General features: G+C 69.6%; 21 protein-coding genes and 1 pseudogene. 15 read left to right on the forward strand and 7 right to left on the reverse strand.

Annotated features, from left to right (window positions below; genetic code table 11):
* Positions 1–29 precede the first annotated feature (29 nt).
* The 3 genes from HUA75_RS47555 to HUA75_RS25290 are packed head-to-tail and all read left to right on the forward strand — an operon-like array spanning position 30 to position 2006.
* Positions 30–152, forward strand: coding sequence for a hypothetical protein (locus HUA75_RS47555; RefSeq protein ID WP_256433504.1), 123 nt, complete (start codon positions 30–32; stop codon positions 150–152).
* Positions 153–183: 31 nt separating this feature from the next.
* Entirely contained in the window at positions 184–1239 is a 1056-nt protein-coding gene (locus HUA75_RS25285; RefSeq protein WP_174487814.1) for a sensor histidine kinase, read from the forward strand.
* The gene (locus HUA75_RS25290; RefSeq protein ID WP_174487815.1) at positions 1236–2006 is read left to right on the forward strand and encodes a response regulator; all 771 of its coding nucleotides are present in this window, start codon (positions 1236–1238) and stop codon (positions 2004–2006) included. Before HUA75_RS25285 ends, HUA75_RS25290 begins: the two co-directional genes overlap by 4 nt.
* A gap of 151 nt (positions 2007–2157) precedes the next feature.
* Here HUA75_RS25290 and HUA75_RS25295 read toward each other — a convergent pair whose 3' ends face one another.
* The 3 genes from HUA75_RS25295 to HUA75_RS25305 form a co-directional block, all read right to left on the reverse strand.
* Positions 2158–2913, reverse strand: a complete 756-nt coding sequence (locus HUA75_RS25295; protein ID WP_246137096.1) for a hypothetical protein — start codon at positions 2911–2913, stop codon at positions 2158–2160.
* A gap of 205 nt (positions 2914–3118) precedes the next feature.
* Positions 3119–4546, reverse strand: coding sequence for a hypothetical protein (locus HUA75_RS25300; RefSeq protein WP_174487816.1), 1428 nt, complete (start codon positions 4544–4546; stop codon positions 3119–3121).
* A gap of 285 nt (positions 4547–4831) precedes the next feature.
* Complete coding sequence (locus HUA75_RS25305; protein ID WP_174466111.1) at positions 4832–6322, reverse strand: glutamate--cysteine ligase; 1491 nt, start codon at positions 6320–6322, stop codon at positions 4832–4834.
* A gap of 164 nt (positions 6323–6486) precedes the next feature.
* Here HUA75_RS25305 and rlmN point away from each other — a divergent pair, with 164 nt between their 5' ends.
* Together rlmN and HUA75_RS25315 are read left to right on the forward strand one after the other, a co-directional pair.
* Complete coding sequence (gene rlmN, locus HUA75_RS25310; protein WP_174462973.1) at positions 6487–7566, forward strand: 23S rRNA (adenine(2503)-C(2))-methyltransferase RlmN; 1080 nt, start codon at positions 6487–6489, stop codon at positions 7564–7566.
* Positions 7567–7763: 197 nt separating this feature from the next.
* Complete coding sequence (locus tag HUA75_RS25315; RefSeq protein ID WP_141641950.1) at positions 7764–8147, forward strand: hypothetical protein; 384 nt, start codon at positions 7764–7766, stop codon at positions 8145–8147.
* On the opposite strand, the gene HUA75_RS25320 is transcribed toward HUA75_RS25315, so the two are convergent.
* Both HUA75_RS25320 and HUA75_RS25325 read right to left on the reverse strand, forming a co-directional pair.
* The gene (locus HUA75_RS25320) at positions 8137–9759 is read right to left on the reverse strand and encodes an adenylate/guanylate cyclase domain-containing protein (protein WP_174462974.1); all 1623 of its coding nucleotides are present in this window, start codon (positions 9757–9759) and stop codon (positions 8137–8139) included. The two genes, HUA75_RS25315 and HUA75_RS25320, sit on opposite strands and share 11 nt — an antisense overlap.
* A gap of 31 nt (positions 9760–9790) precedes the next feature.
* Entirely contained in the window at positions 9791–10645 is an 855-nt protein-coding gene (locus HUA75_RS25325; RefSeq protein WP_141641952.1) for a metallophosphoesterase, read from the reverse strand.
* A 194-nt stretch (positions 10646–10839) separates the two neighbouring features.
* On the opposite strand from HUA75_RS25325, the gene HUA75_RS25330 reads away from it, so the two are divergent.
* Together HUA75_RS25330 and HUA75_RS25335 are read left to right on the forward strand one after the other, a co-directional pair.
* Complete coding sequence (locus HUA75_RS25330) at positions 10840–11907, forward strand: hypothetical protein (RefSeq protein WP_174487817.1); 1068 nt, start codon at positions 10840–10842, stop codon at positions 11905–11907.
* Between the two features lie 418 nt (positions 11908–12325).
* The gene (locus tag HUA75_RS25335; protein ID WP_174487818.1) at positions 12326–13180 is read left to right on the forward strand and encodes a hypothetical protein; all 855 of its coding nucleotides are present in this window, start codon (positions 12326–12328) and stop codon (positions 13178–13180) included.
* A gap of 7 nt (positions 13181–13187) precedes the next feature.
* Here HUA75_RS25335 and HUA75_RS25340 read toward each other — a convergent pair whose 3' ends face one another.
* A complete protein-coding gene (locus tag HUA75_RS25340) occupies positions 13188–15197 on the reverse strand; it encodes an AsmA family protein (RefSeq protein WP_254627740.1) in 2010 nt (669 codons plus the stop codon).
* Between the two features lie 307 nt (positions 15198–15504).
* Here HUA75_RS25340 and HUA75_RS25345 point away from each other — a divergent pair, with 307 nt between their 5' ends.
* The 8 genes from HUA75_RS25345 (at position 15505) to HUA75_RS46920 (ending at position 23405) form a co-directional block, all read left to right on the forward strand.
* Positions 15505–15804, forward strand: coding sequence for a DUF378 domain-containing protein (locus tag HUA75_RS25345; RefSeq protein WP_141649079.1), 300 nt, complete (start codon positions 15505–15507; stop codon positions 15802–15804).
* A 103-nt stretch (positions 15805–15907) separates the two neighbouring features.
* The gene (locus HUA75_RS25350) at positions 15908–17119 is read left to right on the forward strand and encodes a PEGA domain-containing protein (RefSeq protein WP_217446248.1); all 1212 of its coding nucleotides are present in this window, start codon (positions 15908–15910) and stop codon (positions 17117–17119) included.
* Positions 17116–18063, forward strand: coding sequence for a tRNA glutamyl-Q(34) synthetase GluQRS (gene gluQRS, locus HUA75_RS25355; RefSeq protein WP_141649078.1), 948 nt, complete (start codon positions 17116–17118; stop codon positions 18061–18063). The genes HUA75_RS25350 and gluQRS overlap by 4 nt, the downstream gene beginning before the upstream one ends.
* A 135-nt stretch (positions 18064–18198) precedes the next feature.
* The gene (locus HUA75_RS25360; RefSeq protein ID WP_141649077.1) at positions 18199–19143 is read left to right on the forward strand and encodes a hypothetical protein; all 945 of its coding nucleotides are present in this window, start codon (positions 18199–18201) and stop codon (positions 19141–19143) included.
* A 188-nt stretch (positions 19144–19331) separates the two neighbouring features.
* Positions 19332–21170, forward strand: a complete 1839-nt coding sequence (locus HUA75_RS25365; RefSeq protein WP_174487820.1) for a patatin-like phospholipase family protein — start codon at positions 19332–19334, stop codon at positions 21168–21170.
* A gap of 63 nt (positions 21171–21233) precedes the next feature.
* Positions 21234–21860 (forward strand): AgmX/PglI C-terminal domain-containing protein, encoded by a 627-nt coding sequence (locus HUA75_RS25370; RefSeq protein WP_174487821.1) that lies wholly within the window; start codon positions 21234–21236, stop codon positions 21858–21860.
* Between the two features lie 42 nt (positions 21861–21902).
* A complete protein-coding gene (locus HUA75_RS25375; protein ID WP_174454700.1) occupies positions 21903–22739 on the forward strand; it encodes a GNAT family N-acetyltransferase in 837 nt (278 codons plus the stop codon).
* 42 nt (positions 22740–22781) lie between these two features.
* On the forward strand, positions 22782–23405 hold the full coding sequence (locus HUA75_RS46920) for a tRNA-(ms[2]io[6]A)-hydroxylase (RefSeq protein WP_141647126.1): 624 nt from the start codon (positions 22782–22784) through the stop codon (positions 23403–23405).
* Here the strand turns inward: HUA75_RS46920 and HUA75_RS25380 are convergent.
* Positions 23406–25217, reverse strand: a pseudogene (locus HUA75_RS25380) (SLC13 family permease); the annotation flags it as partial. It abuts the gene before it with no gap.
* Between the last annotated feature and the right edge of the window lie 77 nt (positions 25218–25294).

Raw genomic sequence — 25294 nt, forward strand, 5'->3', positions numbered from 1 at the left:
TGCATGCTGCCAAGACTCAGGAGCCCGCAATGCTCACCTTGCCCACCCCCCTCCTCGTCTTCGCGGCCATCCTCCTCTTCCCCGTCGTCCTCGTCGGCAGCATCCTCGTCGACGCCTTCGAGCTGGAGGTGGAGGAGCAGCCCGCGCGGTGATGACTCCGAGGGTGTAGGCTCCCTCCGGAGCATGTCGGAGAAGCCAGAAGGGTCCATCGTCCGCGCCACGCTGCGGGCCCTCGCGGAGCCCCGCAGGCTCGTGCCCATCCTCCTGGTGTCCGCGCCCCTGGTCGCCGCGCAGACGCGCTTCAGCCACGAAGCGCTCGCGCCCCACCTGGGCGTGCTGATGTGCCTGCTCTTCGTGGCGGTGGCCCCCGTCTCCTACCGCGTCCTCTTTCCCGGCGGGCTCGACTTGAGCCACGGCGGCGTGCGCGTGTTGATGTACGGCACGGTGGGAAGTGGCGTGGTGCTCACCTCCGGCTTCGTGTTGCCGAAGCTGCTGGGCATGGGGCCCACGTTCCTGACGCAGCCCACCAACCTCATCGTGTGCAACGCGCTGTTCCTCGTGGGCGGTTGGGGCCTGGGGCGGGACATCGGCTTCGAGGAGACGCTGGCGAAGGAGCGCGCCCGCGCGACCCGCTTCGCGCTGGAAGCGGAGCAGGCGCAGTTGCTCGCGCTGCGCAGCCACCTGGACCCGCACTTCCTCTTCAACACGCTCAACGCCATCGCGGAGTGGTGCCGCGAGGACGGCGCCGTGGCGGAGGCCGCCGTGCTGCGGCTGTCCACCATGCTGCGCTCGGTGCTCGCCGGCGTGCGCAAGGCCACCTGGCCGCTGTCGGAGGAGCTGGCGCTGATGCGCACCCTCTTCGACCTGCACCTGTTGAGAGACCCGGAGCTGTTCCAGCTCGCGCTGGACGTCGCGCCGGGCGCGGAGGACGTGCCCGTGCCGCCGCTCGTGCTGCTGCCCCTGGCGGAGAACGCGGTGAAACACGGCCCGGCCGCGGGACACCGGGGGCTCCTGTCGCTGGGCGTGCGCGTGCGCGAGCGTGAAGTCGAGGTCGCGATAGAGAACCCCGGAGCGTCCAAGGGCCCGCGCGAAGGCAGCGCGGGATTGCCCACCGTGGAGCGGCGCCTCGCGCTGGCCTATGGAGACCGGGCGCACCTGTCCCTGAGTAGCGAAGCGGGCCGCACCCGCGTCACCGTCACCCTGCCCCGCTCGGGCCCCTTGCATGGAGTCGTCACGTGAGCCCACCGCTGCGAGTCCTCATCGCCGATGACGAGCTGCTCGCCCGCAAGCGGCTGTCGCGCCTGCTGGGCGCCCTGCCCGACGTGGAGGTGTGCGGCGAGGCCTCGGATGGGGAGGCCGTGCTCGCCGCGGTGCGCGCGGGCGGCGTGGACGTGGTGCTGCTGGACATCCACATGCCCGGCCTCAGTGGCCTGGACGCGCTGGCCCTGCTCCCCGAGGGACGCCCGCGCGTCATCCTCTGCACCGCGCACGCCGAGCACGCCGTGGAGGCCTTCGAACACGGCGCCGTGGACTACGTGCTCAAGCCCGTGGAGCCCGCGCGACTGCAGAAGGCCCTGGAGCGCACCCGGGCGCGAATCGAGGCGGACACCCGCCCGCGCGACACCCCGGCTCCGGAGAAGACCGCGCCCCGAGCACTGGCGCGGCTGCCCATCCCCACGCGCCAGGGCATCGTCCTGGTGGACCCGGAGACGATTTCCCACGCGTCGCTCGATGACGAACTGGTGACGGTGTTCACCACGCAGGGCGAGTTCCTCACCGACTTCACCCTCAACGAGCTGGCGGAGAAGCTGCCCGAGGAGCTCTTCCACCGCGTCCACCGCAGGGCGCTGCTCAACCTGCGTCACGTCGCGCGACTGGAGCCCCTGGAGACGGGAGGCTACCTGGCACGAACGGCACGGGGACACGCGGTGGAGATCAGCCGTCAATCCGCGCGGGAGCTGCGGCGGATGCTGGGATTGCGCCGAGGCGCCGAGGACGAAGGCTGAAGTCCTTCGCGAGGTTTGCCGCGGCGAGAGAGGGCCTCCGTAGCCCCTCGTCTCCGCGCGCGGCCATTCAACCTCGTCGAAGCTCACTGCATGACTCCCACTTCGGAGTCATCCCTGCTCGCGGCGCGCCCAGCTCACGCCGCGTTCCGGACTACTGAACGCTCACTTCGACTTCGACGCTGCCGCCGTTCACCGTGCGCAGGAAGGTGACGGTGCCGCGCTCGGTCCACTTCGGAGAAGTGCCCTTGCCCAGGCTGTACGCGGAGGCGACGCCGAGGTTCTGGTTGAAGCTCATGACGCGAACCTCGCTGTCGCTCGTCTGCGACGTGAAGTAGACGATGATGCGGCGATCATTCGGCGCCCACTGCACGCCGGTGCTGCTCGCGGGCGTGGGGACGAAGGCCGGGTCATTGGTCCGGGTGCAGCCCGCGTTCGTCAGCTGATCCAGGTCCTTGCCATTGGCCTTCACGCTCCAGAACGAGGAGAGCCCCGAGCGCTTCTTCGACTGGAACAGGATGCGCTTGCCATCCGGCGTCCACGACGGGTCCTGGTCGTCATGGCCCGACGTCAGCTTGTCGTCCTTGCCGTTCTTCACGTTGTAGACGTGCAGCTCCGTGCGCGTCACCTCATCGCCCGCCTTCCACGAGTCGGGCAGCTTCGCGTAGACCACTTCACGGCCATCCGGAGACACCGACGGCGCGCCGCTGCGCTGGGCGATCATCGTCGGCTTGCCATCCTGCACCGCGTACAGCGACTGGCTGCCGGTCAGGTAGACGATGATGCGACGGTCGGCGACGAGTCCTTCCACTTCCAGGGCGCCGGACTGCTCCACCACGACAACGTCTTGCGTGGAAGCGGCTTCCAGGTCCGCGTCTCCGCACGCGGTCAGCGCCAGGGAAGAAGCCATCCACATCACGAGGGTCCCACGACGGGCGAGGCTTCGGACTTCATTCGGATGCATACGGTCCTCTGAGTGAAATTTCCGCTGCTGAGTACGAATAGTGACAAACCAGTCTGACCCGCACTCACAGGTATTTCACGTCAATAGGCGTGAACAATCCACCCAGTCTCAATTGACCCGCTGAGTACCTGACGCGGCCTCTCGCACCGCGTCACCGCGTCACGAACAGCGACGGCACACGCGCTGCGTCGTCACCGAGGACCTCAGAGAGAACCTGGTATGCAGGAGTAGGAAGCGTGGCACCGGCGCGTGCACAGCGGGCAGCCTCGTCCAATGTGCGTGCGGGCGTGGTGCAGTAGGACTCGCGCCAGTGTTCCTGGAGCGTCTGGGCGAAGCGCGCGCTCATCTGTTCCACGCGCTCCTCGAGCCAGGACTCCGGCGGAGTGAAATTCGCGCGGCGAGGGGACACGTCGCCGGGGCCGAAGGTGACGTCGTGCTCGTACGCGGACTCGGACAGGTGGTCCTGGAGCACCGCCGACATGGGCCCACGCCGGGCATCCAGTACGCCTGAAGACGACAAGGTGAGCTCGTGTTCCACCGACAGACGCAGTGCGTGGAACTCGAAGGTGCGAGCTACATCTCTGTAGCGCGTCACGGCGACGGTGAAGCTGCGGGTGTACGTGTGCACCTTGGTCACCTTGCGCGTCTTCTTCTCGCCGTTCTTGTCCGTGTACTCCTCTTCCACGTCATAGGGCACCTCCACCGTCTCCGTGCGCTCCTCGTGGTCGGTGTAGGGGACCTTCTCGGTATAGGGGGCGGTCAGCTCGACGGAGCGGCTGTCGCGGAGCGTGGTGAAGCGGCCGGCCAGCGACAGCTCGGGATGGTGGCTCGCGGCGGGAGAGAACCAGGGCGAGGACTCGAAGGCGCGCGTGAGGCGGGTGCGCAAAAGCTCCATGCGCGCGGAGTCCAGGCCGCCCACCTGGCCCGTCCATGACGGCGCCGCGGTGAGTTCGGGCGCTGGCGGCGGCTCGGGAGCGAACTCGCGCCAGTGACGGCAGTAGCGCGACACGAGTTCCCGCCAGTGGGGCGCGTCGTCCGAGGGCACGTCGCGCAGCCGCTGGCATACCTCCTTGCCGCTCTGGAGCACCGCGGACTCCATCTCCCGCTGGATGACGACCATCTCCTTGTGTGAGAGCAACGGCCGCTTGCGCACGAGCGTCTCCTCCGCCGTCAGCGCGAGCCCCAGCTTCGCGGGACTGCTGATGGTGAGCCGCAGGTGTTTGTGCGTGCCCTCCATCTCCTCCAGCAGCGAGCTCTCCAGGCCACCGTTGAGCTTGGAGTTCCACTGCGCGCGGCGGTCGAGGAAGCGCAGGAGGTCGTCCTCCGCCTTCTCGTCGATGCCCTCCAGGCGATAGCGCCGGGCGTTGCCCAGCAGCTGTCCCAGTGCCTTGCCGCGCAGGCCGTCGCGCTCGGAGACGAGTTCCTTCTCGAAGGGGTTCTTGGTGACGAGTTCGTCGTAGATGGCGGCGGCCTCCACGAACTGGCCGTTGCGCGCCAGCTCATCGGCACGACCGCGCAGGGTGGCACAGGCACTACCGAGAACGACGAGCAGCAACAGCGGCGGAAGGAGTCTGAACATGAGCGCGGAGGCAGGGGTGCTCGGCCGCTGACGCGGCGGGCAGCCGGATATTCAACCCGAGCCGGGCCTGCTCGCAATGCACAACCCGCCGAACGACGGCCCGGCGGGTCTCACGCCCTGTGCGCTGGAGATGAGGTGAGTGGAGCTTCCGCGGGCGTCAGCCGCTTCGGGCCTCACGCGCCGGGCGCTGGAGGCGAGGACACGAAGGGTGTGGCACCGAAGGGCGTCAGCCGCTTCGGGCCTCACGCGCACCGCCAGGCAGGCGGCAGCTCCGTTCGAGCGCGCTCACCCCACGGGCCATTCGTGTACGGGGCGCCCCGAGGCGGCGTGCTCCAGGTAGCGCTCCAGCATCGCGGCCAGCGCATCCTGTCGTGGCATCTGCGCCTCCAGGTGGGTCAGCATCTGTCGCTGCCAGCGCGCGCCCGTGCGCCGCAGGTCCACGCGATGAGAGATGATGTCGAGCATCCGGTTCGCCTCGTCGACCTCCACGCCCGCCGACAAGAGCCCCCGTCGGGCCACCGGGATGAGCTGGCGCAGCAAGTCCACCACGGGCACGACGCGGGGGCTCGGCGCGGACTCGCCCGGCCACAGCAGCTCCGCGTCCAGCCCCCGCCGCGACGCACGCATGAAGTTCCCCGCGGCATGCGCGAAGGGCAGCGCCGGCAGGAGCGCATCCATTCGCTCGGCCAGCCCGAGCGTCAGCCCCAGCAGGAAGGCGCCATTCGCCACCATGTCCACGACCGTCGGGCCCGCGGGCAACGCGCGCAGCTCGATGCGCAGGTGGCCCTCGTCCTTCGGGTCATAGACCGCGCGATTCCAGGTCCACACGGTGCCCTGGTGCAGCCGCAGCTCCTCCAGGCCGGGCACGCCCCCCGCCGCCACGCGCTCCAGCGGAGACTCGTGCCCCACGACAGGCAACAGCGGCGCATGCAACGCCACGGCCTCGGCGAACAACTCGTACGCGCCCTCGCGAGCCCACCCGTGTCCGAATGTCACGCGCGCGTGGGGTTGGAAGCCGCCCTCTCCCGGCTCGCCCCGGTCATCCACCGCCTGACGGAACAGCGCCACCCGCGTCTCGTCCCAGAGCTTGCGCCCCAGGAACAGCGGCGAATTTCCGGAGACGGCCAGCGCCGGCGCGGTGGCCAGCTGCGCGGCGTTGTACAGGCGCGCGAAGTCCTTCGGCGTCACGCGCAGGTGGAACTGGAGCGACGTGTTCGCGCCCTCCAACGTCACGTCGTCCCACGCGAGCTTCAGCGCCTCCTCTTCACCGGTGATGGCCACCTGGAAGGGCGCCGCGCGCCGCTGGCGGATGGCCGCGTTGAGCGCGTGGTAGCGCGGCTGGGCGGTCAACGCGTTGGGGCCCAGGTCCGCCTCGCGCAGCGTGGGGAGGATGCCAATGGCCGCCACCCGCGCCCCCTGCGTCGCCGCCGCGCGTCGCACCTCGGCGAGCGAGTCCTCGAACTCCGCCTCCAGCGCGGTGAAGGGCCTGCCCGCCAGCGGACCGGGGCGCAGGTTCACCTCCAGGTTGAAGCGGTCCATCTCCAGCGTCACGCGCGGGTCCACCGTCTGCGCGAGCACCTGCCGGTTCACCGGCAACGGAAAGCCCCGGGCGTCCACGAGGAACAGCTCCAGCTCCGCGCCAATCGTCGTCGGCCCCTCACCGAAGCCAGGCCGCGCCAGGAGCACACGCAGCGCCTCCAGGTTCTCGTCGAGCCGCCGCGAGAACCGCGCGTAGTCTCCCGGAAGAAATTCCTCCTGCTCAATCGCGAGCCCCATGGCCGGACAGGATGTGCACGGTCGCCCGCACCGGCAGCACGCTCCGGGGGCTCGCCGGGTCGCCCGCCGGGCGTGCCGGGTGGGAGTCTTCACGCGTCCCGTGCCCAGCGGCCCGCGCGGCCCCGGGTGACGCCGGCCCGGGTGTGTTATCTGGGGCCCTGGCCATGCCGTCCGACACGCCCACCAACCTCTACGATTTGACGCGGCCCGCGCTGGGCGCGCTGCTGTCCGACTGGGGCTTCCGACCCCACCACCGCGACGTGCTGTGGTCCGGGCTGTACCGTCAGCAGGCGCAAGCGCTCGACGAAGTGGAGGGCCTGCGCTCCGACTTGCGCGACACACTGCGTGAGCGCACCCGCTTGAGCCACCTGGCCACGCACCACGAGGCCTTCAGCTCCGACGGCTTCACCCACAAGCTCCTGCTGCGCCTGGAAGACGGCCAGACGATTGAAACCGTCCTCATGCGTTTCAAGGGACGTGCGACGGTGTGCATCAGCACCCAGGCCGGGTGCGCCATGGGCTGTGTCTTCTGTGCCACGGGACAGATGGGTCTTTCGCGCCACCTCACCCCCGGCGAAATCGTGGGGCAGATCCTCCACGTCCAGCGCATCCTCCGCGCGTCCGGCGAGTCGCTGCGCAACGTCGTCCTCATGGGCATGGGCGAGCCGCTGCACAACTACGACAACACCCTGGCCGCGGTGGATGTCCTGGTGGACCCGTTGGGCCTGGCGCTGGCGCCGCGCTTCATCACGCTGAGCACCGTGGGCGTAGTGCCCGGCATCCGCCGGCTCGCGGACGAGGACCGTCCGGTGCAGCTGGCCGTCAGCCTCCACGGCGCCACCGACGCGGAGCGCGCCGCGCTGGTGCCCGCGGGACGTCGCTGGCCGCTGGCCGAGCTGATGGACGCGTGCCGCTACTACATCGCCCGACGCAAGCGCCGCATCTTCTTCGAGTGGACGCTCATCGCGGGCCGCAACGACACGTCGGAGCACGCGCACACGCTGGGCGCGCTGCTGGGCGGCATGGACGCGCACGTCAACGTCATCCCCCTCAATCCCACCGTGGGCTACGACGGTGACCCGAGTCAGCCCGCATCGGTGCGCGCCTTCCAGGACGTGCTGATGTCGCACGGTGTCCCCAGCACCGTGCGTCAACGCCGGGGCATCGACATCGACGCGGGTTGTGGTCAGCTCAAGTCCGCCGTGGAGCGACGCTCCCGCCGTTCACTTCCCACCAGCCCGTGAGCAGGTGGCGGGTTGGGCGCGCGCATGTCAGGCGCCCCCGTTAACGTGCGCCGCCGGCGAATGCGGTCCCGGTCCCACACCAGATTTCGCAAGCTTGTGTCGTTGGAGGACACCCGCGAGGTTTCCGTGGGGGGCCTCTTGCACGCTCCATGGCCGTGGGCACATTCTTTCCATCGGCTTCCCAGGGGAGGTGGGCGATGCTTTCCATCCAGGAGCACGCAACGACGGAAGAAGCGAGCAGCGACCTGCTCGACTTCATCCTCCAGCCGTCCAACTGGCTCGCGGTCATTCGTCGGGAGACAGACCCCGCCGCGTGGCCCGGGCAGAACACGCTCTATCAACGACGCGTGGGTGCGCTGCGCATCTGCGCTTCCGTCGACGTCTCCGACGGACTCGAAGTCTCGCTCCACATCGCGTTCCGCGCGCCGGGCCTCACGCCGGTGAAGGCCGCGGACCATCTGGAGAGCTTCCTCAAGCAGCGGCTGCCGCTGACACCCAACTCCGAGTGGCAGGTGGAAGTGGACGAACGCCGGTGGATTCACTTCTCCCGGCGCTACGCGGCCTCGCACCTCACGGCGTGAGCGGCTCCAGGCGGTAGTGGCGCAGGGGCTGCGCCACGTTCTTCACCGGTGTCTCCGCGAGCGCGCCGAAGCGCAGTCGCTGGACGAACGGCTCCCGCGAGCCCACCAGTGCCTCCCGCGCGCTCGCCATCACCAGCGTCTCCCGGAAGCCCGCGAGCGACTGGAGTCGCGCCGCCTGGTTCATCCCACTGGAGAACGCCGTGTACTGCCGGTTGGGGCCGAAGAGGCCGCAGTTGGCGTTCGCCAGGTTGACGCCCACGGCGACGCCCAGGCCCGGCAGCTTCACGCGTTCGCACAGCGCCATCACTTCCTCGCGAGCGCCCAGCGCGGCGGTGAGCGCCTGGATGTCACACGCTGCGCGCACCGCGGCCTGCGAGCGCTCCACGCGGCTGGACTTGAAGAAGGGCGGGCCGAAGAGGCCGATGACGCAGTCGCCCACCATCTTGTCGAACACACCGCCGTGCTCCCAGATGCAGTCCACGGCGCGCGCGCTCCACTCGTCCACGAAGCGGGCGATGCTGCGCGGGCTGTCGAAGCCGTGTTCGCAGATGCGGGTGAAGCCGTTGATGTCCGCGAAGAGGATGCCCACTTCCTGGTCCTGCGCGCGCAGGTGCTGGGCGTAGTTGGGGTCCTGCAACAGCGCGTCGATGATGGCGTTGGGGAAGAACTGCGACAGGTGGATGCGCTCGCGGTTGTAGTCGAGCAGGCGCTGGCTGAGCGTGGAGGCCAGGACGCGGATGAGGTCCATGGCGTAGGCGGAGAAGCCCTCGTCGCAGGAGACCGCGATTTTGCCCAGGGGCTCGCTGGTGGCGGCGCCGGAGATGAGCACCGCCTCGGTGGTGCGGCCGGGGAGCAGTTGGCGCAGCGCGGAGACCTCGGCGGCCAGGAGCCGGTGGCCGTGCTGACGCAGGGCCTTCTCCAGGTCCGGACTGGGCTGCTCGCCGCTTTCGAACTCCAGGTGGCCGTGGCGGTACATGCGGTAGTGCAGCACCTGCGCCCGCACCGCGTCGCGATAGAGCAACAGGAAGGTCGGCAGGCGCACGCGCTGGGCCAGCGTCAGCACCGCCTGGTCCATGCCCACCTCGAACACGGGGTTGGCCAGGTGCGCGTTGCACTGGATGATGAGCTGGTGCTTCTCCGACGCGGTGTGGACCATGCACAGCACCGTGTCGAGTTGCTCGGCGATGGTGTCCAGCACGCGCAGGACTCGCGCCGAGGCCTCCGGTGACGCGTGGTCACCGGTGAAGAGCAGCCCGAAGGAGCCCACGCGGTCTCCAGCGACGTCGAGCGGCTGGGTGACGAGCGTCGCTTCTCCCAGGCGTCGGACGCCGGAGGGGCCTTCCAGCAGGGGCCCGGGGAAGTCCTCGCCCCAGTCGCCCTCGCACCAGGTCTGCACTCGCAGGTCCTCGTCACGCGTCGTCAGCGCCACGGCGCGGGCGCCGGTCAGGGCGAGGATGGGCGGGAAGCAGCGGCGGAAGGACTGGGTGAGGTTCTCTCGTTCCCGGAGGCTCTCTTCCAGCAGGTCATCCACGGCGCGCTGAAGGGCGCGCAGCGCCTTGTACTCTTCCAGGCTCAAATCCGTGGACGGCGGTGCGTGCGGCGGATGCGTCATGAGCGGGTTCTACCGCCATGGACGCTGGCTGTCACAGGGCCGGCGTCTGGGGCTGCCCGCCCAGCACCTGTCCCCCGGCCACCTCGATGAGCCAGTAGCCCTCGTGACCGGCCTCGGTGGAGGAGCCCGCGCCGAAGATGTGGGGGCGCTCGGCGGTGGCGGGGTGGTGGTAGCGCTGGTGGATGTGGCCGTGGAGCACCGCGTAACGCGGGCCGGGGAGCAGGCGCAGCAGGGCCTGGGCGTCTCGCAGGCCGTGGTGCCAGTGGTCCGCCTGCCCCTTGCGCGTGAGGGGCGCGTGGTGGACGACGACGAACACGGCGCGCCCGTCCAGCCGAGGGTCCTTCAGCAGGGCCGCCAGCCCCTCGAGCTGAGCGTCGCCGATGACGCCGTAGGACAGGCCCGGGGTCAGCGGGACGCGAGCGGACAGCAGGCCCACCACGGCGGCCTCGGTGCCCACGAGGCGCACGAAGGGGAAGGCACCTTCGCGGCGATACTCTGGAAGGTCGCTCTCCAGCAGGTGACCGAAGTGGCTCGCGAAGCGACCCTTCTGGTGACTGCCCGGCGTGTAGACGTCGTGGTTGCCGGGGATGATGGTGCAGCGGCGCGGGTCGTCCGCCAGGGAGCCCAGCGCTTCGCGCGCGCCTCGGAACTCGCTGTCGAGCGCGTAGGCGGTGAGGTCACCGGAGAGGATGAAGTGGTCGGCCGTGTGGCGTTGCACCTCGCGGGCGATGGCGGAGAGGGCGTGGGGGGCGCGAGCGTAGCGCTTCGCGCGGCCACCCACGGTGAGCTCGGCCAGGGCGACCCAGCGACGCCAGCCGAGCCGGCGCAGGGGCAGCGCGAAGTAGTCGTCGGTGATGTGGACGTCGGAGCAGTGGATGAAGCGCATCGAATCTCCCGCCCGGGCAACGGCCGGCCGGGTGCCGGCATTCTCCCTGGATGCGGATGGAGGGGAAGCGACAACTGTGTGCGAGCAGGCGGCCCCGGGCGGGCTTGTGACGGAACCATGATGGAGACATGGACCCCAGTCGGCCTCCGGGTCGATGCGGGTTGGGATGCTTCTCCTCCTCAGGAGGAACGTCCATGCGTGAGCAGCCCCCCGACCCGGTTCTCGCAGCCACTCCCACGCGCGGCGTCTGGTGGCCCGGCTCCGAGGCAACACGCGGACTGCTGGCGCTGACCCTGGTCGGATTGCTCATCCACGTCCCGCGCGCCGAGGCCTATCCCATCCCACCCGTGACGCTGTGGCCTTTGACGCAAGAGGCGGAGCTCATCGTCTGGGCGGACGTCGAGCGAGTGCGCATCGCGCCAAGAGACCGCGATGAACAAGGGATGCCATGGGACGACGACGAAATCGCGACGCTGAAGATAAGGGAGACGTGGAAGGGTTCGGTGCGTCCCGGGGAGCGCGTCGAGGTGCTGTTCTCCTCGGACATCCTGTGCCCGGCGCCACCTCGCTACGAACCCGGGCGCTCGGTCATCGCGTTCCTGTCCAACGGGAACGGTCGATGGTGGACCGTGGGCATGTCCTACGGAACGCGCCATCCGACGAACCCCGCCGATGTCGATGCGTATCGGCGGGTGGTGACAGCCGCCCGGGATGCGCAGGCCCGCTCGGCACCGCCCCAGCGCAGGGAGACTGCCAACAGCGAGCAGGAACACCTGGACTGGCAGGTACGCGCCGCGCTTCATCCGGCGACACGCTGGGATGGACTGTACGAACTGTCACAGGGAGCCGCTGCGCTGACACGAGCCCAGCGACAGCAACTGGCGCACGGCTTCACGACACAGCCGTCATTTGACCTTACGGTGGCGCAGATGCTCACCACCATGCGTGGCTTCCCCAACAGGGATTTCGACCGGGCCACCGCGAATGTCCTCGAGACAGTCTTCGTGGAGCAGGGGGCGCCCCCCTGGATATCCAAGGCCTTCGACCTGCTGCGCGAGCGTCACGGCGAGAAGCCCGAACCACGGACCCCTTGGTACAAGAGGGTGCCTTCGAAAAGCCCCATTGAAGCCAAGGCGGAACAAGCCAGGGCTCTCGCTCGGGACTGGCTGAGCTTCAAGAAGCGTCATGGACTGAAGCCCCGACGGCTCGTGTTTCTCGCCGCGCCCCTCGTCGACGAAACAGGGGGAACCCTCCCCTTCTAGTGGCGGACGGTACCCTCCGTGCGCGACGCGCGCGCATGGCCCCGACCCTCATTCTTGCCGCGTTGGTGGAGGCCGTCGCGCGTGCGCGGAGGCTGCAACCAGGGCGGCCTCGTGATGAAAGCATGATGCAGCGATGGAGTCCGCGTGAGCGACCTCCATGCATGGAACGGGATGCTCCTGCTCCACAGGAGCTGCCCTCATGCGTGAACAATCGCCCCTCTCACTTCGAACCGCGCCATCCACACTCGCTGCTTCTCGGTGGACAGCCGCCAGAGCGACACATCAACTTCTCGCCCTGACACTCGTCACGGTGCTCAGCCATGCACCCCAAGCCAGGGCCTCATTTCCCGCTCCGCCGCATACGCTTTGGGAGCTGGCGCACGAAGCCCAGCTCATCGTCTGGGCAGAAGTCGAGAGCGTGCGCGAGCGGCCAAATGATCCGGAGGACTACGTGGGGTTGGGATACGTCGCCAGCGTGACCCTGGAGGTTCGTGAGACCTGGAAAGGCTCGGTACGCACCGGAGAGCGCGTCGAGACATTCATCCTGTCCGCGAGCCCATGCGACACGAATGTCCAGGTAGGGCTTACGGTCGTCGCGTTCCTCAACAAGGAGGATGGCCAATGGGTGCCCGTGTGGCCGTTCTGTGGGACGCGCTTCGCAGCCAGCGACTCGGATGTGGAAGCCTACCGACGGGTGATCACAGCGGCCCGGCAGGCACTGGACCGATGGATTCAGGCACGACTCGCTGGGGAGACACCCGACTTCGAGGAGGCGCACTCGGACTGGAGGGTGCTCGCCGCCATCCATCCCGTGACACGCTGGGATGGCGTGTCCGGCCTGGGGTCCGAAGAGTTCGATGCGGTCCATTCAGTCTACGACCCACGAGCGCCTCCCGACAGGTCGCGGGTCCAAGGCTATCGCGACGAACTGGCTCGCGACGTCGTCGCCTATCCCTCCTTCGACAACACCTTCGCGCTGTTGCTCAAGCTCCTTCGCGGCTTTCCCAACAAGGACGTCGACCGAGTGGTCGCGAATGTCCTCGAGACGGTCGTCACCGAGAACCCTCCACCTCACTGGGCCATCTTCGCCTTCGACCTGCTGCGCGAACGAATGGGTGAGCACCCTTCGCCACGTCCCCGTTGGAGCTACTCGTCGGAGAAGAGCTTCTCCGAAATCGAAGCCGGGAACGCCCAGGACTTCGTGCGCGAGTGGCCGGACTTCAAGCAACGTCACGGCCTGAAGCCCCAGCCCATCCAGCCCCCCGCGAAGTAACCCGTCCCTACTTCTTGCCGGGGCGCTTCAGGAGGTCGCCCAGACTCTTGCGCGCCTGATTCACCGGGTCCTGGATGCTCTTGGGCACGGGCAGGGCCGGCAACAATCCCTTCGCGATATCCGTCGGGCTCCCCGCGTTCACCTTCGGCGACTTCAACGTTCCAGTGATGGTGAGCGGAATGGACACCGGCTCTTTCACCGGAACAGCCCCGCCGGTGAGTCCCGAGACGAAATCCTTGGACGCCTCAATCGTGCCCTTGAGCGCCAGCCGTTGATCCAACCCCACCCTGCCATCCAGCGTTCCGTTTCCCAGGTCGGTCTGGAACGCCATGGGCTTGGTGAAAGAAACCCAGCCGTTCCTGACGCTGAACCGCGCGTTCAAGTCCTTCAACTGCGTACCCTTCCCCGCCTTCTCCACCGTCCCCGCCGCCCCCTTCTGCCCCAGCGCCGAGAGTCCTTGCGACAGGGCCGGAGCCAACGCGCCCCCCAGGTCCGCCGTCGTGAGCGCGCCGTCGCGAAGACGCACGCTCCCTCCCCCCGTGACGCGGTCGCGCACCTGCGTCCAGTCCAGGCCACTTCCATTGAGCTGCAGCTCCCCACTGGCGAGACCTTGCAGCGACGACTGTCCGGACAGCGCCTGGAAGGCCTGCGCGGTGTTCATCCCGTCCAGGTTCGCCTTCAGCGTCCACGCGGGCTGCGACTTCGTGAGGTCCACCTTCGTCCCCGTGAGGTCCGCGCGCCCGCCATAGACTGTCGCCCCTCCTCGCTCGATGAGGAGCACCCCGTCATCCAGCTTCGCCTCCGCGTCCACGTTCGTCGCCTGGAGCGTCCCGTGACGAAGGCTCGCGAGCTTGAGCGTCCCATCCACCTCCACCTTCCCGAGCCTCGCGCGCACAGTGGCGGGAAGCGCGGTGGTCGTGTTGGAGGACGCCTCCTTCTTCGGCTCGTTGGGAAGCGCCCCCAACAGGTGCTGCAAATCGAGCTCCTTCCCCTCCAACGCGAACCGCACGCGCGGAGGCGCCATCTGCACCGAAGCCGTCCCGCCCAAATCGACACCTGGACCAGCGAGCGCGAGGCGCGTGAAGTTCACCTTCGCAGCCTTCGCGTTGGCGGGGTCGATGCGTGAGTTGAAGTCGAACGAACCACTCGCCGGGTCCCCTCTCAGCTTCAGCCCCTTCGCCGCTCCATGGCCCGTGAGCACGTACTGTCCCTGGTCCGTCTTCACCTCCGCGTCGACATCCACCAGCCCTCCCGTGAAGTAGGCGGTCGCCGAGGGCGGAAGGAAGTCGCGAATCTCGCTCACGGAGAAATCCCTTCCGCGCAGCTTCATCGTCACCGTGGGCCAGGGCTGACCGGGCGCGGGCTTGCCGGTGGGAAGTGGGTCCACCTTGAAGTCCGCCTCCACGTTCTGCTTCGAGGCCGCGACCGCCGCTTTCATCGAGCCCTCGAGCGGCAGGCCCGGCCCCACGTGCTTCAAGTCCACATCGAGGTCCCGGAGCGCGGCCACGGCCGTGCCCCCTGCCGCCTGCCTGTCCGTCACCTGAACGACGCCATCCTGAATCCGAAGGCTCTCGATGGAGGCCTCCGTGGAGGCCCCTGTTCCAGACTCACCGCTGGAGCTGCCCGGAGCACTCCCGACGGACTCGTAGTTCCACGTCCCGTCAGCGCGCCGGACCAGGTTCACCCGAGGCTCCTCCAGCTTCACCGCCCCCACGCGCACGTCCTTGCCGAGGCTCCGGATGAACGGCCACAACCGCACGGTGGCCGTCGCACGCGAGGCCTCCAGGAAGGGCGGCTCGTCGCCTTCACCCTCGGCCCGGAAGTTCGTCATCGTGGCGCCAGGCTTCGGGAACCACTGCGCATCCAGCTTCTCCAGAGTCACCTTGTGGCCAAGGGCCCGGGTGGCGGCCGTCTCGACCTGTCCGCGCAGACGCTGCGCGAGCCAGGAAGGATTGAGCGCCAACACGCCGACGACCAGCACCAACGCCATGGCCACGACGCCGAGCGCGACCTTCAAGGCGCGATGCCGGGAGGGGTCTTTCCTGTTCCTCGCATCCTGTTTCATCGCCCCAACGATGGGCAGTCCCTGGCTTCGAGACGCCCCTCGGGAACTCGTGCCTCCGGTGGAACGCTCCCGTCCTCGTTGAGCATGGACAGGACACCTCGGCCGCAGCGCCGCGAACCACGAGGGCGGCCGGGCCATCGCGTCGAGCGCTCCAGGTGCTCCATAGATTGAAGACCGAGGGATACCGACGGTCCCCGCCCTCGATGAGAGGCACCGAGCACCTTCGGCTCACACTCTCGACAACACGAGGAGACAGGCCATGGAACGACTGGAAGCAGACCGACTGAAGTCAGTGCTCGCCAAGGTGATGGCCGTGCTCGCCATCATCGGCGCCATCAACTGGGGCCTGATTGGCTTCTTCAACTGGAACCTCGTGAACGCCATCTTCGGTGGCGACACGCAGGGGCAGGCGAGCGCCCTCTCGCGCCTCATCTACTGCATCGTGGGGCTGGCGGGCCTTGCGCTCGCGCTCACCTTCCCATGGCGTCGCATGGAGGCGACCACGACCACCACGACGACCACGATGACAGGCAGGAGGACCATGAGCGGAAGGACCTGACATCATCGCGGCAAGACGAAGCCCCCGGCCCGCCCATCGGCCGGGCGGAGCGCGGCTCGCGGCTCCGTGCTAGGAATTCGGACGGTTCCTCCCCGCTCCGACCATGACGCGACTCGCGCTCCTGCTCTGCCTCCTCCTGGGTGCCTCTTCCATCGCCGCGCCACGACGCGCGCCTCGGACGAAGGTGGCCGTGTTGCCCTTCCAGGCCGTCTCCGGAGACGTGCCCGCGCGCGCAGGTCCTCGACTCGCCGCGCGACTGGCCTCGGAAATCCACGGCATGGCGGGGCTCGCCCTCGCGGAGCCTCCCGTGCCGTCTCCCACCGACGTGAAGACGGACGCACTCGCCGCCGCCCAGGCCGCCGTGCAGGAGGCCACCACCGCGCGCGCGGCCCGCGACTTCACCCGCGCGGAGAGTGCCCTCGGACGCGCCCTGGACGCCTACGCCGCGAATGCCCCCCACCTCCAGGACGGCGCCGAGCTCGCGGACACGTATGCCCTGCGCGCCGCCGTGCGCTACGCCATCGGTCGCGATGACGAAGCCGCGAGCGCCCTCACCCACGCGCTGGCAATCGCTCCAGGTCGTCCGCTGCCCCTCGCCGCCACCTCGCCCCTCTTCGCTCACACCGTCGAGCGCGTCCGCGCGGCCCATGCCACCCAGCCTCGCGGCGTCCTCCGCTTCGAGTCGTTTCCACAGGGCCTCGAAGTCACGCTCGATGGGTCCTCCGCGGGCACCACGCCCGTTCGTGTCACGCAGGTGCCTCCCGGTGCGCACCTGTGGCGCGCCACCCTTCCCTCCGGTGAGTCCGTAGGCGGCGTCGTGGAGGCACTCCCCGAGCGCGAAGTCACCTTCACGATTCAACCGACCGGCACCGGCGCCACGGCCGCGCTGGCCCTCGCCCTCTCGGGCAATCGGCTCGACACCTCCGCGCTCCAGGCCGCATCGACGCTGGGACGCGAGGCGAGCGCGGACCTCGTCGTGTTCGGCACCCTGTCTCGCTCAGATACCGGGCTCGCGCTCGATGCCTTCGTGTTCGCTCCTGGGGACGCGGCTCCGCGCAGGCTGCCTCGCCTCGCGATGGACCTGGAGCTGCTCGACGCCGGTGAGCCCCTGCGCGCGCTCGCGGCCCAGCTGGCTTCACGAGGTGTGGAGGCAGGGCTCACCGAAACACTGCCCCTGTCGCCCACGCCGGGTGCCTCGCGCGTCACTCGCGCCGCACAGAGCGTGTACGCCGTCCCCTTGTCGAACCCGGTGAAGCCCACGGCGCCCACCCGGAAGCCCGTGGACCCCATCCGCAGACCGCTGGTCCGGCCATGAGCGGCTTTCGCGGGCGCTTCGCCCCCAGCCCCACCGGGCGCATGCACCTGGGCAACATCCGCAGCGCGCTGCTCGGCTGGCTCCAGGCTCGCGCCGCCGGGGGCCGCTTCCTCTTGCGCATCGAGGACCTGGACCGCGCGCGCTGCAAGCCCCAGTACGTCGAGGACTTGATGGCGGACCTGCGCTGGCTCGGCCTCGACTGGGACGAGACGCCCCTGGTCCAGAGTCAGCGCGATGACATCTATCGCGAGGCGCTCGCCACGCTGGAGAACGAGGGCCTCGTCTATCCGTGCTTCTGCACCCGGGGCGAGATTGCTCGCGCCGCCAGCGCGCCCCACGGCCTGTCCGAGGAAGGCCCTCGCTACCCGGGCACCTGCGCCCATCTCACCGTCGACCAGCGGGCCGAGCGCGCGAAGACGCGAGCCCCAGCCTGGCGCTTCCGCGCGCGGCCTGGAGAGGTGCGCTTCGTCGACGCGCTCATGGGGCCCTACTCGCAGGACGTGGACGCGGTGGTGGGTGACTTCGTGGTGCGCCGCAATGACGGCGTCGCCAGCTACCAGCTCGCCGTCGTCGTGGACGATGCCGCCACCGCCATCACCCACGTGCTGCGCGGCGATGACCTGCTGTCGTCCACGCCCCGCCAGCTCCAGCTCTACACGGCACTGGGTGAGCAGGCGCCCGACTTCCTCCACGTCCCGCTCGTGAATGGAGAGGATGGCAAGCGCCTCGCCAAGCGCGAGGGTGCCTTCGCGCTCGCGGAGCTGCGCGAGCGCGGACTTGCTCCCGAGCGGGTGCTCGGCCTGCTCGCCGCATGGAGTGGCCTGGGCGATGGGAGTCCCAGGACACTCGACGCGCTGGTGCGCGCCTTCTCGCTGGAAGCCCTTCCCCGCTCGCCGGTGGTGGCGCGTGAAGCGGTGCTCATCGAGGCACTCGGCCTGCGGTGAGCCTCTGCCGTCTCCCTCTCACCGAGGGGGCGTCCTTGGGGTGAGGAATCGTCCGTTGCCCGACGATGCCCATGTTTGCCGCGGACCCGAGCACGCCCGTCCCTTGGGTGCTCACCGCGGCAGGAGGCCCGGCCCATGGCAACCACCATCGTGGAGAACGAGAAACCTGGCGTCATCGGCGCCAGCGCGGGAACGCCTTTCAAGTTGAGCTGGGGCGCCATTCTCGGCGGCACCGTCGTCGCGCTCGGCGTGCTCATCCTCTTGTACTCGCTGGGCCTCGCGCTCGGCCTGTCCTCCGTGGACCCGAGCAACCCCGACAGCGCGCGCTCCGCGGGCATCGGCACCGGCATCTGGGGCCTCATCGCGCCGCTCATCGCCCTCTTCATCGGCGGCTTCCTGGCCGCGAGGACCGCGGGCGTGGTGGACAAGGCCGGCGGCGCGATGCACGGCGCGGTGATGTGGGGCCTGACGACGATTGCCGGCGTCGTCCTCATGGGCATGGTCGTGTCCACCGTCGTCGGCACGGCGTTCAAGGCCACCACGGGCGTGGTGGGTGCCACCGGCGCGGCCGTGGCGGGCGCGGCCTCCCAGGGTGGAAACGCGGCCCAGGCGTTCGGCCTGGATGCCAACGATGCGCTCGGTCCGGTGAACGAGCGGCTCAAGGCCGAGGGCAAACCGACCATCACCGCCAATCAGCTCGAGGCGGCCACCAAGGACATCGTCACCACCGCGGTGCGCACGGGGAACGTGGACCGCGAGCTGCTCGTCACCTCCATCGCGGAGAACACGCGGCTGTCGCGGCAGGACTCGGAGGACGTCGCCAACCGCGTCCAGATACAGATTGACGGCGCCAAGGCGAAGGTGGGGCAGGTGGGTGAGCAGGTGCAGCAGGGCGCGCTCCAGGCCGCCGACAAGACGGGGCGCGCCTTCTGGGGCGTCTTCGGCGCGTTGCTCCTGGGGCTCGTCGCTTCGGTGCTCGGCGCTGGGCTGGGGGTGAGCAAGCGCCAGCGTGTCCACGCGGAAGGGGCCATCTCCCCCACGCCGCGCACCACGACGACTCGCCGCGAGGTGTACCCGTAGGGCCCCTCGCCCTCCCGGGCCATGAAGTCCAGGAGCAGCGGGCCCACCTCTCCCCAGGGGTGGGCCTTTCGTTTGTCGCCCCTCTCGCGTGGGCCGCATGCGCTAACGTCCCCTTCGCGATGTGACGAAGGGGTGCCCCGCCGTCCGCTTCCCGGGCCCCCGCCATGCGCTCCTTGACGGGGGACCTCGTGAACCGAAGTAGCACGTACCTGCTGTGCCTCGCGGCGATGGCCGCCCTGTCGAACGGCTGTTTCCTGCGAACCGGCTACATCCTCGATGAGCTCAACGCGCCCTCGGAGCCCAAGACGCCGCCGCTGCCCGTGTCCCTCCGGGAGCGCGTGGGGCGCCTGACGCGCTCGCACCTGGTGGACGCCTACGCGGACCCGGCGGAAGCAGCGAAGTGGATGTCCGCCCTGGGCGGCGCGTCCGAGGTCATCGCGGAGCAGGTGGAGTGTCTGCGAGCGAATGCGGGAGGCAGCAACTCCGCCTGTTACGACACCTTCTTGAAGAAGACGGTGGCGGGAGGAGTGTGGGGCCTGCCGGCGATGCCGGGCACGGTGGACCCGACCCGTCCCACGGCCGCCGAGGTCGACGCGCAGCGCTTCATCGGCAACGCGATGGGCATCGCCGCGTCGCTGGCCGCGCTGGGCGACTCGCTCCAGGACCCGATGAATCCCTTCCTGCTCAAGCAGGGCCTGCGTGAAGGCGCCGAGTCCGCCGCCCAGTACGTGAGCGCCCGCCGCTGGAGTCGCAAGCTCGGGCGTCCATCCAACGCGGTGGTGCTCAGCGGCGGCGGAGCCAATGGGGCCTTCAGCGCCGGCATCATGTGGCGGCTGCTCGGGGTGATGGAGCAGTGCCGGGGCAAGCCCGAGCCCGAGGGGTGTGGTGACGCGCGCATCGACCTGGCGGCGGGCACCAGCACCGGCGCGCTCATCGGCACGATGGTGGACCTGTTCCACACGCCCGGCCAGGAACAGAAGGCGCGGGACATGCTCCTCGGCAACTACACGTGCTCGGTGGAGTCGGACCTCTACTGCGTCAACTCGACGTGGATTTGGAAGATTGCCTCGGACCTGAAGGGGCTGGTCCGCTTCGACGGGGTGCAGGACAAGCTGCGCGCCGCCGTCATCCCCGCGCAGCTCACCAACGGCACGGAGCTGGTGGCCGTCTCGGTGGACTTCAACACCGGAGATGTCTTCGGCGTCAGCGACCAGGACCCGGCGGACTTCCCGCCGACGGCGACGGACGCGCAGCGCGTGGACGGCCTCATCAACGCGGTGGTGGCGTCCATCGTCGAGCCGGTGCTCGCGGAGCCGGTGCCGTGGATTCCCTCGCGCTCGGGGCGCTACCAGGGCACGTTCCTGGACGGCGGAGTGCGTTCGGGGCTGCCGCTGCTCCAGGCCGTGCAGCGCGGCGCGGAGCGGGTGCTCGTCGTCTCGACGGGCGGCCTGGAGCCGACGCCCGAGCCTCCGCCGGAGAACGCGGTGAGCACGCTGCTGCGGACCATCGACCTGTTCGTCGCGCAGCCGCGCGTGGGCGAGGTGCAGCAGGCGGAGCTGGCCGCCGTGGGCCGGCGCTTCGCGGAGTACAACGTCTGCACGCTGCGGCTGGCGAACGTGGAGGACCCCACCGCGGTGCCCACCTACTGCCGTCGCACGGGCACGGGCTTCGTGCCGACGGAGCCGCGCTCGCTCCAGGCCGCCACGAGCATGTGGATGGGGCCGGCGCGCTTCGAGCAGGTGGCGTCGAGCTGGCGCTCCTCGTGGATGTTCCGTCCGGAGTCCTCGCTGGCGACGGCGAGCGGCTACGCCTTCTCGCCTCGGGTGATGCGTCCGCTCTTCAAGGACGGGGTGAAGACCTTCCAGCAGCGGTGCGCGGAGGTGCTGCGCCTGTTCGAGATTCGCGGCACGCTCGCGGAGGCCGAGTGCGCCCGGCCCGTGGACGAAGTCGTCGCGGAGGCCGAGTCCCGCTTCGCCCCCGTGGGCCAGTGCACGGACGGCAAGCCCGACCAGCGCTCCTGCGACTGAGCGCCCACGGGCGTCGCCCCCCGGCATATCCTCCCCCGCCCTTCCCGCACCCCAAGAGCATGTATGTCCCAACAGCGTTCCGTCACCCGCTGGGTCGTCGTCCCCCTGGTCTGCCTGGGCATCCTCGTGCTCCTGGCCGCCCTGGCCTTCTGGCTTACCCAGCCCGGTGACGCACCGCCTCCGGACGAGCCCCCTCCGCCCGTCGAGGCCCCCGTCCGCCCGGAGCCCACTCCGCCCGCGCGCCGGCCGCCCCCGGTGGTGCCGCCCCCCGCCTTCCCCTCCCCTCAGTCCGCCGTGCCCGTCCTCCCCGGCCCCGACCAGCCGGACCTGCGCCGCGTCATCACCACCGAGCCCGTCATCGAGTCCGTCGATGGTGACCTCCGCCCGGAGGACATCGAGGCCGCCATCAAGGCCGTCACTCCGCTCGTGCAGCAATGTTTCGAGGATGCCGCACAGCGGAACCGGGGCCCACAGGCCGTGAAGCTGCGTTTCATCGTGGAGGCCCGGGGTGGGGGCACCGGGGAGATGAGAGGGGGCGAGCTGCTGGTGAGCACCATTCCGGACCCGATGGTGCAGGCGTGCGTCGTGGATTCACTCCTGGACATCGGGTTCCCCACCCCTTCCCGGGGTGGAAAAGCGACGGTGGTGTATCCCTTCGAATTCCGCGTACCCATGGAGGCTGGCCCGTGAGCCCCGGTTTTGCGTATGGTCCCGAGGCCCTCACGCCCCTCAATGCCCGTCTCCGTCGAACAGCTTGGCCCCCAGGACGCGGACGCCCTGCGGGCGCTGCTTTCGAAGGACCCGGTCCACAACCTCTACCTGCTGGGGTTGCTGGAGGAGTTCGGCATCGCCGCGCGAGGCCGCATCCCCTTCGCCTTCTACGGCCGCTTCGACAACCAGGCGCTCACCGCCGCGGTCTTCGTGGGGGGTGAAGGGGGCCTCGTCGTCCCCAGCGCCAGCGACGCGGGCGCCACCAGCGTCATCGCGGACGCGTTGGCCTCCTCGCTGCGCCTGAGGGCCACCGTGGGCGACAAGTCCGCCGTGGACGCGCTGTTGCGCAGCCTGTCCCCCGGCAAGCCAAGGCTGTCTCGCACCCAGCGGTTGTTCTCCGTGTCCGCGGATGACCTGGGGCCCTTCACCAATCCCCTCTTGAGGCTGGCCCGGGAAGAGGACCTGCCCCGCCTGCTCCCCCTCGCGCAGGGCTACGTACGCGAGGCGCTGGAGAGAGACCCGCTGTCGGAGGACCCGAGCGGCTACGAGGCGCGCGTCGAGCAGCGCGTGCGCCAGCGCCGCACGTATGTGCTGGAGGAGAACAACGCGCTGGTGCTCAAGGTCGACATCGGCAGCCGCTCCCAGTACGGCGCGGAGCTGGAGGGCCTGTACACCGTGCCCGCCGAGCGAAAGAAGGGCCACGCGACGCTGTGCCTGGGACAGATTTCCCGGCACCTGCTGTCCTCGCTGCCCCGGCTGACGATGCGAATCGACGAGCGCGACGAGAGCACCGCGCGCATCGCCCGCAAGGTCGGCTACCTGGCCGGCCGCACGTGGCGCCTGGTGCTGGTGGAGTAGCTCGCGGCCCCAGCTCCGGATGCGGTACGGTCCGCGCCCTCCATGAGCCGTCCCACGCCTTCCCGCCGTCCCCTCTCTGGAGAGGGCCCCGTCATCCTCCACCGCGCCACGGACCCCCGCTGGCTGCCGCTGGCGCTCGAGCACTTCGACGCGGTGCTGGTGGACCACGCCCACTGCGAGAAGAAGGCCGCGGCCAACGCCCTCTCCATGCTCCAGGCGTACCCAGACCTGCCGGGCCTGCCGGCGCAGATGGCTCGGCTGGCGCGCGAGGAGAGCGCGCACCTGGCCCGCGTGCTGGACTTGATGGAAGCGCGGGGGCTGACGCTCACGAAGGACGCGGGAGACCCCTACGCCCAGGGCCTCCAGAAGCTGGTGCGCACGCCCGCCCTGGAGCGCAGGTTGGACAGGCTGCTCGTCGCCGCCGTCATCGAGGCGCGCTCCTGCGAGCGGCTGTCACTGCTCGCCGAAGGGCTCACGGACCCGGCGCTCGCCCGCTTCTACGGAGAGCTGGCCCAGTCCGAGGACGGGCACCAGTCGCTCTTCTTCCGCCTGGCCGTCACCGCCAACGGAGGCGACGAGGCCGCCGTGCGCGAACGACTGGAGTGGATGCTCGGCCACGAAGCGCGCGTGCTGGACGAGGTCGGCCTTCGCGCCGCCATCCACTGACGCCTTCGCGGCCTTCCCCTCGAACGGCCACACCCACGGCACCGCCACCGTCAGCACGCAGAGCAAGAGCGCGGTGAGCGGCGTGCCCAGCCGGAAGAAGTCCGTGAAGCGGTAGTGCCCCGGCCCGTAGACGAGCACGCAGCTGGGCTCCAGCGGGGTGATGAACGAGCAACTGGCCGCCAGCGTCACGCCCATGGCGAAGGGGCGCACGTCCACGCCCAGCTGGGTGGCCGCGTTGAGGGCCACTGGCAGCACCACCAGCGCCGCGGCCTGGTTGGACATGGGCGCGGACAGGAGGATGGTGAGCAGCATCAGCGCCACCAGCACCGTGCGGGGCCCGCCGAAGTCGCCCAGCTCCGCCACGTGCCGCCCCAGGTACTTCCCCGCGCCGCTCACCTCCATGGCGAGCCCCAGCGCCATCATCGACCCGATGAGCAACACCACGCGCCAGTCCACGCGGAAGGCGTTGCGCGCGTCCACGCAGCGGGTGGCAATCATCGCCAGCATGCCCGTGAGCCCCGCCACCGACAGCGGGACGATATCCAGCGAGCCCGCGGCCAGCGCGCTCAGGAAGAGCACCACCGCGAGCAGCGCCTTGCCATAGCGCGGCGGTTGGTAGTCATGGCCCCCGAGCACCACCAACTGGCCCCCTTCCGCCAGCTCCGACACCTTCTGCCGGGGCCCGCGCAGGAGCAGCACGTCCCCCACCGCCAGGGGCAGCAGCGACATGCGCCGCTCGCCGAAGATGCGGCCCAGCAGTTGGAGCTTGGTGACGCGCTGGATGCTCGGGTGACGGTGCAGCGCCAGCGCCACCAGCCCGTAGCGCTCCACGAAGAGCGACTCCCTCAAGCTCCGGCCCACCAGCGCGCTGCCCGGCGGCACCGTGGCCTCCACCAGCGCGGTGTCCTTGTCGAGCTGGTCCTCATCCGCCAGCCGCAGGTCCGGGCGGATTTCGATGCCCCGCAGGTCCTTCACCCGGAGGATGTCCTCGCGACTGCCCTCCACCAGCAGCCGCTCGTCGCCGCGCAACAACTGCGTGGGCTCGGCCGACGCCGCGCGCCCGTCCCGGACGATGCCGATGACGCGCAGCCCCAGGCCCTCGGTGATTTCCGCCAGCGGCTTGTCGATGTAGCGCGAGCCCTCCGGCAACACCGCCTCCGTGAGGTAGTCGCGCAGCACCCACTCCTCCTCGCCGGCCTTGCCCTCGCGCGAGGGCAACAGCAGGGGCCCCAGCACCACCACGACGAGGATGCCGATGACGGCCACCGGCAGGCCCACCGGCGCCAGCTCCGCCACGCCGATGCCGCGCATCCCCATGCGCTCCAACGCCGCGGACATCACGAGGTTGGTGGACGTGCCGTAGAGGAACACCATGCCGCCCAGCATCGACGCGTACGCCAGCGGCAGCAGCACCTTGCTCTTGGGCACCTTGGCCCGGTTCGCCGCGCCAATGGCCACCGGCAGGAACGCCGCCGTCGTCACCGTGTTGGAGATGATGGAGGAGAACACCGCCACCACCGTCATCATCGCCATGACGAAGGTCTGGTGGCCGAAGCGCGCGAAGAAGGCCAGCCGCTGCCCGACGAGCTGCACCACGCCCGTGGAGGCGAGCCCCTGCGTCATCGCCAGCAGGGTGAAGATGAAGATGACCGTGTCGTTGCTGAAACCCTCGAACGCCTGCGCGGGTGTCAGCACTCCCGTCAGCGCCAACAAGCACACCACCACCAGCGAGCTGACCTCGATGGGAATGGTGTCGATGGAGAACAGCACCAGCGCGACGACGACGATGCCCAGGACGATGGCGATGGTCATAAAACCCGGAGGGGCCCCAACCTGTACCCTCCGGGTGCGGACGGTGAGTCCCTGCCGCACCGCGCCGTCAACTACTA

The sequence above is a fragment of the Myxococcus sp. CA040A genome (genome assembly GCF_013336725.1).
Lineage (GTDB): Bacteria > Myxococcota > Myxococcia > Myxococcales > Myxococcaceae > Myxococcus > Myxococcus llanfairpwllgwyngyllgogerychwyrndrobwllllantysiliogogogochensis.